This window comes from Vagococcus fluvialis bH819, from assembly GCF_900163795.1.
Taxonomy (GTDB): Bacteria; Bacillota; Bacilli; order Lactobacillales; family Vagococcaceae; genus Vagococcus; species Vagococcus fluvialis_A.
Map to the genome: position 1 here is coordinate 597,381 of NZ_FWFD01000015.1, position 14,015 is coordinate 611,395.

The 14,015-nt window shown below is 30.1% G+C and carries 19 protein-coding genes; 17 read left to right on the plus strand and 2 right to left on the minus strand.

Features of this window, described 5'->3' with window-relative positions; translation table 11 throughout:
- Positions 1 to 28 precede the first annotated feature (28 nt).
- Positions 29 to 304, plus strand: coding sequence for an HU family DNA-binding protein (locus tag FM121_RS12410; protein ID WP_086952474.1), 276 nt, complete (start codon positions 29 to 31; stop codon positions 302 to 304).
- A gap of 155 nt (positions 305 to 459) precedes the next feature.
- Here FM121_RS12410 and FM121_RS12415 read toward each other — a convergent pair whose 3' ends face one another.
- On the minus strand, positions 460 to 1,227 hold the full coding sequence (locus FM121_RS12415; protein ID WP_086952475.1) for an OmpA/MotB family protein: 768 nt from the start codon (positions 1,225 to 1,227) through the stop codon (positions 460 to 462).
- Between the two features lie 34 nt (positions 1,228 to 1,261).
- Positions 1,262 to 2,029, minus strand: coding sequence for a flagellar motor stator protein MotA (gene motA, locus FM121_RS12420; protein WP_086952476.1), 768 nt, complete (start codon positions 2,027 to 2,029; stop codon positions 1,262 to 1,264).
- A gap of 579 nt (positions 2,030 to 2,608) precedes the next feature.
- On the opposite strand from motA, the gene flgB reads away from it, so the two are divergent.
- The 16 genes from flgB to fliQ all read left to right on the plus strand — a co-directional run bounded on the left by flgB (position 2,609) and on the right by fliQ (position 14,014).
- Positions 2,609 to 2,998 carry a flagellar basal body rod protein FlgB gene (gene flgB, locus FM121_RS12425; RefSeq protein WP_086952477.1) on the plus strand — a complete coding sequence of 130 codons (390 nt, stop codon included), beginning with the start codon at positions 2,609 to 2,611 and terminating at the stop codon, positions 2,996 to 2,998.
- A gap of 39 nt (positions 2,999 to 3,037) precedes the next feature.
- Positions 3,038 to 3,457, plus strand: coding sequence for a flagellar basal body rod protein FlgC (gene flgC, locus FM121_RS12430; protein WP_086952478.1), 420 nt, complete (start codon positions 3,038 to 3,040; stop codon positions 3,455 to 3,457).
- A gap of 26 nt (positions 3,458 to 3,483) precedes the next feature.
- The gene (gene fliE / locus FM121_RS12435) at positions 3,484 to 3,804 is read left to right on the plus strand and encodes a flagellar hook-basal body complex protein FliE (protein WP_086952479.1); all 321 of its coding nucleotides are present in this window, start codon (positions 3,484 to 3,486) and stop codon (positions 3,802 to 3,804) included.
- 29 nt (positions 3,805 to 3,833) lie between these two features.
- Positions 3,834 to 5,447, plus strand: coding sequence for a flagellar basal-body MS-ring/collar protein FliF (gene fliF / locus FM121_RS12440; protein WP_086952480.1), 1,614 nt, complete (start codon positions 3,834 to 3,836; stop codon positions 5,445 to 5,447).
- Between the two features lie 8 nt (positions 5,448 to 5,455).
- Complete coding sequence (fliG, locus tag FM121_RS12445; protein ID WP_086952481.1) at positions 5,456 to 6,460, plus strand: flagellar motor switch protein FliG; 1,005 nt, start codon at positions 5,456 to 5,458, stop codon at positions 6,458 to 6,460.
- Complete coding sequence (locus FM121_RS12450) at positions 6,444 to 7,295, plus strand: FliH/SctL family protein (protein ID WP_179203869.1); 852 nt, start codon at positions 6,444 to 6,446, stop codon at positions 7,293 to 7,295. Before fliG ends, FM121_RS12450 begins: the two co-directional genes overlap by 17 nt.
- Positions 7,288 to 8,616 (plus strand): flagellar protein export ATPase FliI, encoded by a 1,329-nt coding sequence (gene fliI / locus FM121_RS12455; RefSeq protein WP_086952483.1) that lies wholly within the window; start codon positions 7,288 to 7,290, stop codon positions 8,614 to 8,616. Before FM121_RS12450 ends, fliI begins: the two co-directional genes overlap by 8 nt.
- Positions 8,617 to 8,630: 14 nt before the next feature.
- Entirely contained in the window at positions 8,631 to 9,065 is a 435-nt protein-coding gene (fliJ, locus tag FM121_RS12460; protein WP_086952484.1) for a flagellar export protein FliJ, read from the plus strand.
- Positions 9,066 to 9,082: 17 nt separating this feature from the next.
- Entirely contained in the window at positions 9,083 to 10,351 is a 1,269-nt protein-coding gene (locus FM121_RS12465) for a flagellar hook-length control protein FliK (protein ID WP_086952485.1), read from the plus strand.
- Between the two features lie 12 nt (positions 10,352 to 10,363).
- A complete protein-coding gene (locus FM121_RS12470) occupies positions 10,364 to 10,849 on the plus strand; it encodes a flagellar hook capping FlgD N-terminal domain-containing protein (protein ID WP_086952486.1) in 486 nt (161 codons plus the stop codon).
- A gap of 92 nt (positions 10,850 to 10,941) precedes the next feature.
- Positions 10,942 to 11,841 (plus strand): flagellar hook-basal body protein, encoded by a 900-nt coding sequence (locus FM121_RS12475; RefSeq protein WP_086952487.1) that lies wholly within the window; start codon positions 10,942 to 10,944, stop codon positions 11,839 to 11,841.
- Positions 11,842 to 11,927: 86 nt separating this feature from the next.
- Positions 11,928 to 12,083, plus strand: coding sequence for a flagellar FlbD family protein (locus FM121_RS12480; protein ID WP_373385082.1), 156 nt, complete (start codon positions 11,928 to 11,930; stop codon positions 12,081 to 12,083).
- A 17-nt stretch (positions 12,084 to 12,100) separates the two neighbouring features.
- Positions 12,101 to 12,604 carry a flagellar basal body-associated FliL family protein gene (locus FM121_RS12485; RefSeq protein WP_086952489.1) on the plus strand — a complete coding sequence of 168 codons (504 nt, stop codon included), beginning with the start codon at positions 12,101 to 12,103 and terminating at the stop codon, positions 12,602 to 12,604.
- Between the two features lie 16 nt (positions 12,605 to 12,620).
- Positions 12,621 to 13,001, plus strand: a complete 381-nt coding sequence (locus FM121_RS12490; protein ID WP_086952490.1) for a flagellar biosynthetic protein FliO — start codon at positions 12,621 to 12,623, stop codon at positions 12,999 to 13,001.
- Positions 12,985 to 13,737 carry a flagellar type III secretion system pore protein FliP gene (gene fliP, locus FM121_RS12495; protein WP_086952491.1) on the plus strand — a complete coding sequence of 251 codons (753 nt, stop codon included), beginning with the start codon at positions 12,985 to 12,987 and terminating at the stop codon, positions 13,735 to 13,737. Before FM121_RS12490 ends, fliP begins: the two co-directional genes overlap by 17 nt.
- A 13-nt stretch (positions 13,738 to 13,750) precedes the next feature.
- Positions 13,751 to 14,014 carry a flagellar biosynthesis protein FliQ gene (gene fliQ, locus FM121_RS12500; protein WP_086952492.1) on the plus strand — a complete coding sequence of 88 codons (264 nt, stop codon included), beginning with the start codon at positions 13,751 to 13,753 and terminating at the stop codon, positions 14,012 to 14,014.
- Position 14,015 lies beyond the last annotated feature (1 nt).

Genomic DNA, 14,015 nt, shown 5'->3' on the forward strand with positions numbered 1-14,015 from the left:
TTCCTTTATAAGGAGGTGAAATAGAAACATGGCTAACAAAGCAGAATTAATCGAAAAAGTTGCAGAAGCAACTGGTTTAACTAAAAAAGACGCAACTTCATCAGTAGATGCAGTATTTGCTTCAGTTCAAGAATTTTTAGCAGAAGGCGAAAAAGTTCAATTAATCGGTTTTGGTAACTTCGAAGTACGTGAAAGAGCTGCCCGTAAAGGACGCAACCCACAAACAGGTGAAGAAATCCAAATCGCAGCAAGTAAAGTTCCTGCATTCAAACCAGGTAAAGCTTTAAAAGACGCTGTAAAATAGTTTAGACAAAAAAACCCTTGTATATCAAGGGTTTTTTGTTTGTCTAAGTAAAATTAAACTCAAAAGGGGCAAGGAGTAGCCAAAAAAATATTTAACTTTTTCCTTTTACTCAATTAACTGTTCAAAAAAAGATACTGACTTTTTTAGTCAATATCTTATCTTTTATCTTTTTTTATAATAAAAATTTCTACACGTCTATTGCTTGCACGATTTTCATCGTTATTATTAGGTACTTTTGGTTTAAATTCACCATAAGCTTGCACAGAAATTCGATCCTCACTAGTAGCCTGATGTTTCACAAGAAGTTTCATAACAGTCATAGCACGTGCAGAACTAAGTTCCCAATTTGAAGGGAATTCTGTCGTATTACTGGGAACATTATCAGTGTATCCTGCAACAATTAAATCGTTATCCAAATCTTTTAAAGAATCAGCTACTTTTTTTACGATATCTTCTACATCACCAGTAATGTCTGCACTTCCTGATGAAAATAAAAGACCACTTTTTATAGCAATTCGTAAACCGTCTTGTTCTAGATCAACATCAATATCTTCAGCATGGCCTGCTTTTGATAGTTCATCTTTAATAGAGTCACCAGCAGCTTGCATTTTTTTTTCTTCTTGAGATTTTTCTGGTTTCTCTACCACCTTTGTTTTTTCACTCTTTTTACTTTTTTTATTTTCCTTTGAATCAGAAGGTGTCTTTTTTTGTTGTCCAGGTAAGATACCATTGTCGCTGCCATTATTTTTTCCAGATAGGATGACGCTAAATTCATTACTTAATTCATCTAGTTTTCCATCATCAGTTTTTGCCATGGCAAACATGACGATGAAAAGTGCTAACAGCAATGTTAACATATCTGAGTATGGTAACAACCAACCCTCATCTGCATGTTCTTCATGCTTTTTAGGTCTTTTTTTCATGCCAATGTAACCCTACTTTCTTTAGAATTAGTAATTAATCTGTTTTTAATTTTTCATTAGGATCAAGCATACCGTTAAGTTTTCTTTCGATTGTATTGGGATTGTGACCAGCTTGAATAGCCAAAACGCCTTCTAAAACAATCAACATATTTTTTACTTCCTCTTCTGACTTTCTAGTTAAGCGAGAATAAAAAGGAATAAACATAACATAACCAAAAAATATTCCATAGAGAGTAGCTACAAAAGCAGCAGATATCATATGTCCCAATGCGTCAACATCATTTAAATCGCCAAGCGCACCTATAAGTCCAATTACCGCTCCTAAAACACCTAAAGTTGGTGAGGACGAACCCGCGGCCTTAAACATAGAAGCTCCCACACGATGTCTGTCTTCTAAAGCAGAAATTTCATTATTTAGAATTTCTTCAATTTGTTCCACATTGACTCCATCAACCACCATTTGCATGCCATTCTTTAAAAAAGGATCTTCTAAACTATCGACAGTACTTTCAAGTGCCAATATCCCTTCCTGTCTAGCTTTTTGAGCAAGAGACATAATAACTTCAACTAAGTCTTTTGAAGAAGTTGTTTTTTTGTTTTTAAAAAGTACACCTAAAATTTTGGGCAGTCGTTTAATATCTTCTCTAGGAAAAGAATTAACTAATGCAGCTAAAGTTCCAACACCGATAATAATAATTGCAGCTGGATTTAGAAGTACTAGAGCATCGGCACCTTTCACAATCATCCCGACAACAACAGATAAAACGCCCGCTATAACACCTAGTAATAAAAAAATGTCCATATTTATTCACCTAACCTTATTTTTCGTTTGTTTTTTTATTTATCTAGATATAATAAGGTGAAATTAATCACATATTTTTTCTAACTATAAAAAAACACTACATTTATTTATATCGGATAGTTTTAAAAAAAATTAAGAGATTAATCATGAAAAAAAAATGAGAAAAAAATATTTATTTTTCATCTATTTTTTTATTGTAATTATCCAGTAAATAAATTATAGTGAAGAAGTTATTTAAATAAATATAGGGATAAAGAACAATCGTATTCAACAAAAATAGTATATTCCGATTTTAATAATAAATAAAAATAATTATTAATTTTTTTGTTTTGTTGTTATTTTCAATTAACCGACCATTTATTGAATATCGTGGATATAACACGATTATTAAACATATTAACAGTTACTTGTTTTTTTGTTTGTTCTAAATTAAATAAAAAATTATATTATATTTAAAAAAATGTTATTTTTATTGAAAATTTGATAAACAGAATATATTGTTAATATAACAATATATTTTGTACTATATTAAAAGATACTAGTATTGTTGATAATTTAAAAATAAAAAGGAGGATACATATGACATTTCAAAGTGTAGAATTTTTAAATCAAGCAATGAATGCTTCTGATTTAAGACAAAAAACCATATCCAATAATATTGCTAATATCAATACGCCAGGATATAAAGTTGAACGAGTTTTATTTGAAGAGAAATTAAGAAAAGCTACAAATACTAACGAGTTAGCATTAAGACAAACTAATGAAAGACATATACCATTAGGTAACAATTTTAGTGATTTTGAACCTGAATTAGCAAGAAAAAATGACACTTCAGTTAAAGATAACGGAAACAATGTTGATTTAGAATATGAAATGAGTGAAAAAGCTGTAAATGAGTTGTACTATAGCACATTACAGCGTCAAGTTAATCATGAACTATCACAGCTAAACTATGTAATTAATCACTAATTAAGTGAATATTTAATTTCAAAAATGGAGGGATAAAAAATGGGAGTTTTTGACTCGTTTAATATTAATACAAGTGGTTTAACATTAGAACGTATGAAATTAGATACCATTTCAACTAATATTGCAAATGTTAATACAACTAGAACAGAAGAAGGTGGTCCGTATAAACGAAAAACGGTCACATTTCAAGAAAGTTTGAATAGAGAAACTAATAATAGCAACTATAAAAGTTTTGGTGTAAAAACAACTGGTATTAGACAAGATGAAGAAGTTAGAACTATTTATCAACCGGATCATCCAGATGCTGATGACCGAGGATACTTAGAAATACCAAATGTCAATTTGAGTGATGAAATGCTAAATATGATGAATACATTAAGGACATATGAAGCTAACGCAACTGCGTTTGAATCAAGTAAAAACTTAATGAAAAAAGCTTTGGAAATTTCTAAGGATTAAATAAAAATAAAAAAAGGAGTACTTAAATGAATGTCATAAAAAATAATTATAATGAAATATCACAATATCAAAATCAATTAAAAGATGTCATGCTTCCTAATGAAAATAAAGTAGATTTAAGCAATCAACCAGAATTTGAAAATTTTCTTAGTAAAGCCATTGATAGTGTAGATGACCAAGTAGCTAAAAGTAGTGATAATATTCCCAAATTAATTTCTGGGGATTTAGATAATATTCATACGGCAATGATTGATATGAATAAATCACAGCTTGTTCTCCAAACTGCTGTTCAAGTTAGAAATAAATGTGTTGAAGCATATAATGATGTAAAAAATATGCAATTTTAATTGAATGGTGAAGGGAAATGGTTTAGTACATGGAAAAGGTACATGAGTTAAAAGATACTCTCATCGAAAAATGGAAGAATTTAGGGAGAATTGGGAAGTTAAGTATTATGATGGCTGGAGTTAGTCTCCTTCTAATTATTATTTTTTCAACATATGTGAGAAATAAAACAGATTATGCCGTTTTATTTTCTGATTTATCAGATGTTGATTCGGGGAATATTGTTAAAAGCCTAGACGAACGAGGTATGAAATACAAATTAGATGATAAAGGAAGTAAGATCCTAGTCGAGTCAAATGAAATAGATAAAATCCGAATTGAACTGGCGATGGATAATCAATTACCTAATAAATCAACTGGTTTTGAAATTTTTGATGAAAAGAACATGATGACGACTGATGAAGATCGTAAAATTATGTATCAACGAGCGATAACTGGAGAGTTACAACGATCAATTGAATCTCTTGATGCTGTAAAAGAAGCTAAAGTAATGTTAGTTACACCAGATAGAAGTATATTCGAAGAGAAAAATAAAGAAGCAACAGCATCTATTATTTTAAAACTTAAGCCTAATCAAATTTTAAGTGAAGATGCTATAAAAGGGATTGCTTCTTTAACAAGTGGAGCTGTCGAAAATTTACCACAAAAAAATATAAAAATTGTTGATGAACAAGGGAATGTTCTTTCAGATATTTTAGATGAAAAAAGAGGGAATGGTTCTACTGACTTAACAGGTAAATATCAAAAAGCTAAAGATGATTTTGAAGTTAAGCTTGAAGATAAAACAAATAGTATGTTAGGAACTCTATTTGAAAAAGATAAATTGAATGTTGCAGTTAATGTAGATTTAGATTTTGATTCTATAGAAAGAACATCCGTAGTCTATGATAATCCTAGAGTTAGAAGTGAAGAAATAAAAGCTAATTCTGACGGTGCCGGAATTGATCAACAAGCAATAGAAGGCGGAAATATTCAAGATAATGTTACTAATGTTATTGGAGATGATGGAGAAAATGGAAAATCTTATAGTCATACTATAAATAATGAACTTGATACTGAAACAACCAAAGTTCTTAATGCTCCTGGTGTAGTCAAAAGAGTAACTGCTTCAGTTTTAATAAACGAAAATTTATCTGTTCAAGAAAAAAATCAAATCGAAGAGTTAGTACAGTCAGCTGTTGGATTTGATCGTGAACGTGGTGACAAAATAACGATTCAAGGAATAAAATTTGCAAAAGAAGATGATATAGACGCAGAAGATGGAAATGGTAATAAATCAGCAAAATTAAAAGATATATTACTTAGTCCGATTGGAGTAGCTATTATTTCAGTAATTATATTGACTGCAATTCTTTTAATTATATTTATTATTAGAAATAAAAAGAAAAAAGACGATTTTTATGATTATGAACAAATAGATGTTGCTGGAGAAAATCTAAATATTACTGACAGTGAGGAAATCAATCAAGTTGTAAGTAATATTGAGGAAAATATATCAAAAATAGAAAAATCAGAACCAATGAATGAAGATGAGAATTTACAGTATCAAGATGCAATTGAAAAAGAAGAAAAGGCTAAACAATATGCAAAAAATAACCCAGAACTTGCAGCAGAATTAATTAAAGTTTGGATGAAAGATGAGTAGGTGAGTCAATGGAAAATGTAAATGGAATAAGAAAAGCAGCTCTTTTATTGATTTCACTAGGATCTGAGACATCCTCTCAAATAATGAAGCTTCTTCCTGAAAAACATATTCAAAAAGTTAGTTATGAAATAGCTAATATAGATCATGTTAATCCAGAAGAAAAAGAACTGGTTATAGAGGAATTTATCCATATGTCTACTGCACGTAGACATATGATTGATGGTGGAATTGATTATGCAGTAGATTTATTAAATAAGGCTCTAGGAGCTCAAAAAGCTAAAGAAGTTATAGACGTGTTAACGCAAATTCAATTGAGAGAACGACCTTTTAATATTGCTAGAAAAGCGGATCCTCAGCAATTAACTAACTTACTATTAGAGGAACATCCTCAAACAGTAGCTTTGATTTTATGTTATATGCAACCAGATAAAGCAGCAGAAATTTTAGCCAATTTTCCAGATAATAGACAAGCTGAAATCGCTGAAAAAATAGGAACGATTTCTGGGACATCACCTATTATTATCGAAAAAATTGAGCAAGTAATTGAAAATAAATTCTCTAACTTTATTGAAAATGATACTGAAAATGTCGGTGGTGTGGATACATTAGTTGAGATTTTAAATTCAGTTGGTAGAAGTACAGAGAAAAATATTATTAGTGATCTTGAGAAAACTCAACCAGAGCTATCGGAAGAAATTAAAGCTAATCTATTTACGTTTGACGATATTGTTGGACTTGAAAGATCAGATGTACAAAAAGTATTACGTGAAGTTAATCATGATGTGCTAGTTCTCGCTCTTAAAGGTGCGTCTGATACAATTAAAGACTTTATTTATGGCAATCAAAGTACTCGTTCTGTTGAAATGTTAAAAGAAGATTTACAATTTATGGGACCTGCTAGATTATCTGCCGTTGAGGAAGCTCAACAAAATATTGTTGCAGTTATTCGTCGATTAGATGAGGAGGGAGAAATTTACATCGGAAGAGGTGATCAAGATGCAGTCATCTCATAATTTTTTTAAATATAAAAATGTTGTTGAACGACAAGATGTAAAAAAAATTGAAACAACATATATACCTAAAAAAAAGGAAATAAATTTCCTTAATAGTGATGAAAATATAAATTTTTTTGATGCGAATACTCAAACAGATGAATCTCGGGATTATCAAAGTGTTAGAATAACCCAATTTAATTTAGAGTTAGAAAAAATGAAAAAAAAGTACCATCAAGTAATAAAAAAAGAAAGAGATAAATTTTTTAAAGAATTAAGACTAATAAAAGAAAATGTGATAGAAAGTTCATATCAAGAAGGTGAGCTTCTAAAAAAAGAAGCCTATCAATCTGGTTTAAAAGAAGGTCGGTTAGATGGATATGAAGTTGGAAAAGTAGAAGGTTATCAAGCAGGTATTGAAGAATCTGAATATCTAAAAAAGAATGCATTGAAAATTATTGAAGAAGCAAAAAAAGAAGTAGTCACTTACCAAAAAGAAAAACAATCTGATTTTGTAAATTTAGCATCAATTATGGCAGAAAAAATAATTAATAAAGAACTATCTTTAAATGAGATAGAATTGAGTGATATTTTACAACCTGTTCTAAATAAATTAGACAAAGATAATAATTTTATCACTATATTTGTTACAAAATCTAATTTTGAAAGTACTAAAACATATATGCAAAAAGTAAAAAATGAATTTCCTAGTATTAAATTTGCAGTATTTGTTGATGATTCTTTGGAATTAAATGGTTGTGTTATTGATACAAACTTTGAAGTTATTGATTTACAAATAAGAAAACAACTTGATTTAATGGTTTTGGATATAACTAAAGGTGAGTTGAATGAATGAAAATTTATCAATAAGTAATCTTAATAATAAGTTTAGTAAAAAAGACTATATCATAAGGTTTGGAAAAGTTAGCCAAGTGGTTGGTTTAATAATAAAAGTGGAAGGTCTGGATGTTTTTATAGGTGAAGTTTGTCACATAGAAATAGAAAAAACTAAAAAGATCGTTATGGCTGAGGTAGTTGGATTTGTTAATAAAACAGTATTGTTAATGCCTTTAGATGAGTTAAAAGGAATTGGACCTGGTTGTTTAGTAAAACCGACTGGAACATCTCTTGAGGTGGAAATTTCAGATGATTTATTAGGGAAAACATTAGACGGACTTGGTAGAATTTTGACTGGTGAAAAAAATAAAGCAGGAACGATATATCCAGTGGATCAAGAATCACCAGATCCATTTAAAAGAAGGCGTATAGAAACTGTAATGAGTACTGGTGTAAAAGCAATTGATGGAATTTTAACTGTAGGAGAAGGTCAACGGCTTGGGATTTTTGCCGGTAGTGGGGTAGGAAAAAGTACCTTGTTAGGAATGATTGCAAGAAATTGTGATGCTGATGTTATAGTAATTGGTTTAATAGGTGAACGTGGACGAGAAGTGACAGAATTTATTGAAAATGATTTAGGTCCAGAAGGCTATAAAAAATCGGTAATTGTTTGCGCTACCTCAGATCAGCCACCTTTAGTAAGATTGAAGGGAGCGTTTGTAGCTACTGCAGTAGCAGAATATTACAGAGATCAAGGGAAAAAGGTTGTCTTAATGATGGACTCAGTAACACGATTTGCAATGGCTCAAAGAGAAATTGGTCTAGCTACTGGTGAACCACCTACATCCAAAGGGTATACTCCTTCTGTTTTCGCAATGTTACCAAGATTATTAGAACGAAGTGGTATGTCAGATAAAGGTTCAATTACTGCTTTTTACACTGTTCTAGTTGAAGGTGATGATATGAATGAACCTATAGCTGATGCAGTTCGAGGGATTTTGGATGGGCATGTTGTGTTATCAAGAAAAATAGCAGGAGAAAATCATTATCCTGCTATTGATATTCAACAGAGTTTGAGTAGATTAATGAAAACCATTGTTCATGCTGATCAAAATGAAAAAGCTGGAAAGCTCAAAGAAAATTTATCCATTTATGCTGATGCAAAAGATTTAATTGATATTGGTGCATACAAAATTGGAACAAATCCTAAAGTAGACCAAGCTATTGAATTACAAGATGATATAAAAAAATTTTTAGTTCAAAAAGTGGATGAACCCTTTTCTTTTAATCAAACAACGGAAATGCTAAATCAGATATTTTTATCAAAAAAACAATGGTAAGGAAGTGTTTTTGATTGGGACAGTATAAATTTTCTTTAGATAATATTTTAAATTGGAGGTCTTCGCAAGAAGAAGATGCTAAAAGATCATTTTTGGTATACCAACAAGCTCAAAGAGAACAAGAAAGCATTTTAGAAGGTATTGTAGAAGCTAGATGTAGAATAAAACAAGAGCAAACAAATTTAGTGGATATCAACACATTGAGACAGCAATATATCTATAAAAATCATCTAGACAATGAAATAGTTAAACAAGAAGAGACAGTTAAAAAATATTCTAATGAGACTGAAAAAATGAAAGAAATTTTTGTTGGTGCTCAAAAAGAACGAAAAATTTTAGAAAAACTAAAAGAAAAACATTTTGATAGTTATTTACTTGAGCAAAAAAGTGAGGAACAAAAAGAGTTAGATGAAATGGGAACATTACGTTTCAAAAATTCAGTTATATAGAAAAGAAGTGAAAACTAATGGATGTAGGAATGATTGCCTCAGTTAACGATAATAGTTCAAAAAAAGCAGGGAAAAAAATTGAAGGAAATCAAGATGTTTTTTCTGACTTATTATGTAATCAATTAGTTGCTAATGAAAATATGCAAAATATTGAAACAAATGAAAATTTTGAACGAATAATGGTTAATGATGAGTCTGGAGATATTAAAAGTGAACTAAAAGAAAAATCAGAAAGTGTAGTAATCAAAGATAAAACTGTTAAAGATGAGTTAATTGAAGAATCTAAAATAGATTCAAATTTAAATAATTATTTAGAGTCTAATATTGATTTAAATAAGAACAACGAAACAGAAATTAAAGAATTTGTTATTTCAAAATTCAAAGATAGTAACTTAAGTTATAGTAATACTGAAATTAGTAGAGAATCATTAATATCTATTAATTTAGCGGGAAAATCTGAGGTGCATGGAGTTAGATCAATTGATCTAAGTGAGCTTAAAAAGGAAACTAATTTCACTAATATAAATTCAGAAAATAGCACTAAATCTCTGATTTCATTAGAGGAACAAGATAAAATATTAAAAAAAGAATCTATTACAAATTTAACAACTAAAAATAATGAAATAAATTTTATCGATCTTACTAACTCAATGAACGCTTCACAACAAAAAAAAGAAATTAGTCTGGATGAACCAATAGAGAAAATAAATAATCAAATAACAAAAGTGAATGAAAACGATATTGACTATCAGAATTATAATATGTTAATTAGAGACAGTGAAAATGAAGTAACAAAAGAAACAAGTGATTTTAATCAATCTAAAATAAGTGGAAATTCAAATTTTGATACTGAAAATATGGAAAATATAGTAACTAAAATTATTAGGGAAACAGATAGTTTAGATAGTAATAATAGCAAAAGTTTCAAAATAACACTAAAGCCTGAAAATCTTGGTGATTTAGATGTCATTATAGATATGAAGGACGGAAAATTAATTGCGAAATTTATAGTGGACACACCAAAAGTCAGAGAACTTATTACTCATAGTTTACCCATGCTACAAGAAAATTTGGAAAAACAAAATATTGTAGTATCTAAAACAGAAGTTTTATTAAATTTATCAACTCAATCGGAATCACAATTTGAAGGTAATTTAGATCACAGACAGCAGAATCAACAAAATAAATTAAATTCCAACAAACAAATAAAACAGTATGACTCAAATGATGAATTAAAAAAAGTTCAAAGTAATAATAATGGAGATTCAGTAGATATTTTAGTTTAAGGAGGTAAAAAAATGCCGGATTTGATAGAAAATAGAGATGTGAGTAATGATTATACTGGTGGTTATGTTCCAACAGATAGAAAAAAAAATAATGGATTAGATATGGATGGTTTTCTAAAAATATTAGCAGCATCTATGGCTAACCCAAGCTTTGATGGATCCGATGGTGGTGGTAGTGGAGGGACTGATTATATAACACAAATGGTTACTTTTGCAACATTGGAACAACTTCAAGAAATAAGTGGAGATTTAGAATACACGATGATGATGACTCATCAGCAACAAGCAATCGGATTGATTGGTCGAACAGTATCAGTTGTTGTGGATAAAGATACCACTATTGAAGGTGAAGTGGAACAAGTTAAATTTAAAGGTGGGCTAGCCACTATCGTAATCGACGGGAAAGATTATTTAATGGCTCAAGTGTCAACTATTGGAGCAGGAAAGAAAACAGAAGAAGAGACTGAAAAACCAGAACAAGAAAATCAAGATAAGTAAATAGTGATTTTTGACAGCAGATTCATGATGAATAATTAATCTGTATGTTTAAAATATAAAAAAGCACAGTGTGCAATGTAAGGGGAAAAATAATGTTAAACTCTATGAATTCAGGCGTAAGTGGGATGAAAAGTCAACAAACAAAAATGGATGTAACAGCCAATAATATTGCGAATGTTAATACTTATGGTTACAAATCAGAACGGGTGACATTTCAAGATGTTATGAGTAATACAGAAGCAAATGCACAAGGACCAACTATGACTGGTGGCGGTGGAGTTAATCCGCGACAAGTTGGTTTAGGTGTACAAGTTGGATCAATTGATAAGATGAATACGATTGGAACGCCTCAACCAACGGGGAGACCACTTGATTTTGCTTTAGATGATAAAGGCTACTTCGTCTTACAAAAAGATGATCAAGATGAAACGAAATACTACACAAGAAATGGTGCTTTTAGCTTGGATAGTAATGGGACGTTAGTAAACGTTGATGGATATAAAGTAATGGGATATCAACCGAAAACAGGTGAGCCAATTAAGAATAGCCCAGAGTTTAATGCTCAAAATGATTTAAAGGAACCGGTAGGACCTATTGTCATTCCTAATAAATTAACTACAGAAGATGGCAAAGAAATTAATTTAGTAAACTTCACAATTGATCAATCTGGTCTTGTTACTGGTCGCTATAGCGATGATAGTACTTATGTAATCGGACAAGTTGCAGTCACAACATTTGCAAATCCAGACGGTTTGGAAAAGCAAGGTGGAAATAATTACATGCAATCTAATAACTCAGGTGAAGCTAATTATGTACGAGCAGGGCAAGACGGAAGTGGACGTTTAATTCAAGGCGCCCTTGAAGGGTCAAATGTGGATTTAGCAACTGAATTTACGGATATGATTATTACGAGTCGAGCATATCAAGCGAACTCCAGATCAATTACAACATCAGATGAGATGCTTCAAGAATTAATTAATTTAAAACGATAATATAAACCAGGTCTGTTGCTTGGTGGAAAGAGGATGACATGATTAAATTAACATCTATGAACAATCAGGAGTTTTATTTAAATTCTATGCTTATATATCGGATCGATCAAGCACCAGATACTGTGATTACATTATCTGATGGCAAAACAATTATGGTAAAAGAGTCTTCAGAAGAAGTAGTACAATTCTTTTTGAATTATCAAAAAGAGGTAAGAAATTTTACCAAGGAAAATGATAATTAATTTATGGGGTGTTGAAAATGGAATCAGAAGAGCTTAGGGACGAAGAAAAAAAAGATAAAAAAAAGAGTATAAAATCAATTATTCTGATCATAGTTATTGCAGTAGTTGGTGTTATAGCAGGTACAGTAGGTACAATAATTGGAAATAAATTCACACATAAAACAGAGCCGAAAACTGAAGTATTAGAAGTTGAAAAAAAATACAATAAAGATGAAGTATCCGTTCCTTTAGAAGAGTTTTTAGTTAATTTAGCAGAAGGACAAGATAAAGAAACTTCTTATATAAGAATTGAGTTATCACTATTAACAAGTAGTAGTAAGAATGCGGAAATTATTACAAGTAATAATGAAGTCGTCCGAGATAGCATCATCAATAAATTAAGACAAAAAGATAGTGCTAGTATTTTAGCAGATCAAAATGGTGTTAATAAATTAAAAGAAGAATTAAGAGATCAGATTAACAAAGATTATGGTTCAGCGTTGGTACGAGAAGTTTTTATTACCAATTTAGTAATTCAGTAACATAGAAGGGGAAATGATGAGTAGTATTTTTTTAATTTTTAAAAGTATTGTTTTTCTATTTGCAGTGATCGTGTTAATAAGAATAACATTAAGCTATATGAATAAATTTAATCAAAAACAAAGTAAAAATATAGAAATTTTAGAAAAATTAACGGTTGGTAAAGAATCTTCAATGGCTATTGTACTTGTTTGTCAAAAATATTATTTAATGAGTATGACATCTGAACGGAATGAATTGATCAAAGAACTATCAACTGAAGAAATAACACAAATAAAAATCCAAAAGATGGTTGATGATGAATTTAGAGAAAAGAGACAAGCACAAATAATTGGTTTTTGTAAAAAAATAACAAAAAAAATTACTAAAAAGGAGATCAAGAATGAAGAGACGGATTAAAGATAAACTTACTTTAATAATTCTTGGTCTTTTTTACTTTCCAATGAGAGCAACAGCTGCTCCTGTGGATGAGTTGACAGATACTGTTAGTAAGCTAGTTGGAACAACAGGAACAACAGATTCAGTAAAGTTATTCGTACTAATGACTGTTCTAACACTGATTCCAACTCTTTTAATTTTAACAACATGTTTCACAAGAATAATTATGGTTCTTTCGTTTGTTAGAAATTCATTAGGAACACAACAGACACCACCTAATCAAGTGCTTATAGGGATTGCTTTGTTTCTAACATTTTTTATTATGCAACCTGTATATAGCGAAGTGAATAAAACTGCAATCAAACCTTTGATGAAAGATGAAATTACGCAAGCTGAATCTATAAAGCTCGCGGAGAAACCGATAAAGAAATTTATGCTAAAAGAAACAAGAGAAAAAGATTTAGCTTTGTTTGTTAAAAATTCTAATCAAAAAGAAGTAAAGAATCCTGAGTCACTACCAATCCATATTGTGACACCAGCATTTTTGATAAGTGAATTACGAACAGCATTTAGTATCGGATTCTTAATTTTTATTCCTTTCTTAATAATTGATATGGCTGTATCAAGTATATTAATGTCAATGGGGATGTTTATGTTGTCACCTGTTATGATTTCTTTACCTTTCAAATTACTACTTTTTGTTTTAGTTGATGGTTGGTATTTAGTAGTTGAGACACTTGTACGAGGGTTCCAATAGAAAGGATTTTTTTATGACAATTGAATTGGTTTTAGATGTCATGCGCGAAGCTTTTCTTAAGATTATTTTGATAGCAGGTCCAATTTTATTAGTTGCAATGGTCGTGGGATTGTTAATAAGTATTATACAAGCAACTACTCAAATTCAAGAACAAACATTAAGTTTTGTACCGAAATTATTAACTGTATTTTTATTTTTGATAATACTTGGAAATTTCATGATTACGACATTAATCGAATTTACCAAAAGTATGTTTGAAATCATGTCTTCTTTATAAG

Coding starts and splice junctions, on each gene's coding strand:
- FM121_RS12490 (WP_086952490.1), top strand. CDS start 12,621: ATGAGTAGTATTTTTTTAATTTTTAAAAGTATTGTTTTTCTATTTGCA.
- FM121_RS12470 (WP_086952486.1), top strand. CDS start 10,364: ATGCCGGATTTGATAGAAAATAGAGATGTGAGTAATGATTATACTGGT.
- fliE (WP_086952479.1), top strand. CDS start 3,484: ATGAATGTCATAAAAAATAATTATAATGAAATATCACAATATCAAAAT.
- motA (WP_086952476.1), bottom strand. CDS start 2,029: ATGGACATTTTTTTATTACTAGGTGTTATAGCGGGCGTTTTATCTGTT.
- FM121_RS12485 (WP_086952489.1), top strand. CDS start 12,101: ATGGAATCAGAAGAGCTTAGGGACGAAGAAAAAAAAGATAAAAAAAAG.
- FM121_RS12475 (WP_086952487.1), top strand. CDS start 10,942: ATGTTAAACTCTATGAATTCAGGCGTAAGTGGGATGAAAAGTCAACAA.
- FM121_RS12415 (WP_086952475.1), bottom strand. CDS start 1,227: ATGAAAAAAAGACCTAAAAAGCATGAAGAACATGCAGATGAGGGTTGG.
- fliQ (WP_086952492.1), top strand. CDS start 13,751: ATGACAATTGAATTGGTTTTAGATGTCATGCGCGAAGCTTTTCTTAAG.
- fliI (WP_086952483.1), top strand. CDS start 7,288: ATGAATGAAAATTTATCAATAAGTAATCTTAATAATAAGTTTAGTAAA.
- FM121_RS12465 (WP_086952485.1), top strand. CDS start 9,083: ATGGATGTAGGAATGATTGCCTCAGTTAACGATAATAGTTCAAAAAAA.
- flgC (WP_086952478.1), top strand. CDS start 3,038: ATGGGAGTTTTTGACTCGTTTAATATTAATACAAGTGGTTTAACATTA.
- fliF (WP_086952480.1), top strand. CDS start 3,834: ATGGAAAAGGTACATGAGTTAAAAGATACTCTCATCGAAAAATGGAAG.
- FM121_RS12450 (WP_179203869.1), top strand. CDS start 6,444: ATGCAGTCATCTCATAATTTTTTTAAATATAAAAATGTTGTTGAACGA.
- FM121_RS12480 (WP_373385082.1), top strand. CDS start 11,928: ATGCTTATATATCGGATCGATCAAGCACCAGATACTGTGATTACATTA.
- flgB (WP_086952477.1), top strand. CDS start 2,609: ATGACATTTCAAAGTGTAGAATTTTTAAATCAAGCAATGAATGCTTCT.
- fliG (WP_086952481.1), top strand. CDS start 5,456: ATGGAAAATGTAAATGGAATAAGAAAAGCAGCTCTTTTATTGATTTCA.
- fliP (WP_086952491.1), top strand. CDS start 12,985: ATGAAGAGACGGATTAAAGATAAACTTACTTTAATAATTCTTGGTCTT.
- FM121_RS12410 (WP_086952474.1), top strand. CDS start 29: ATGGCTAACAAAGCAGAATTAATCGAAAAAGTTGCAGAAGCAACTGGT.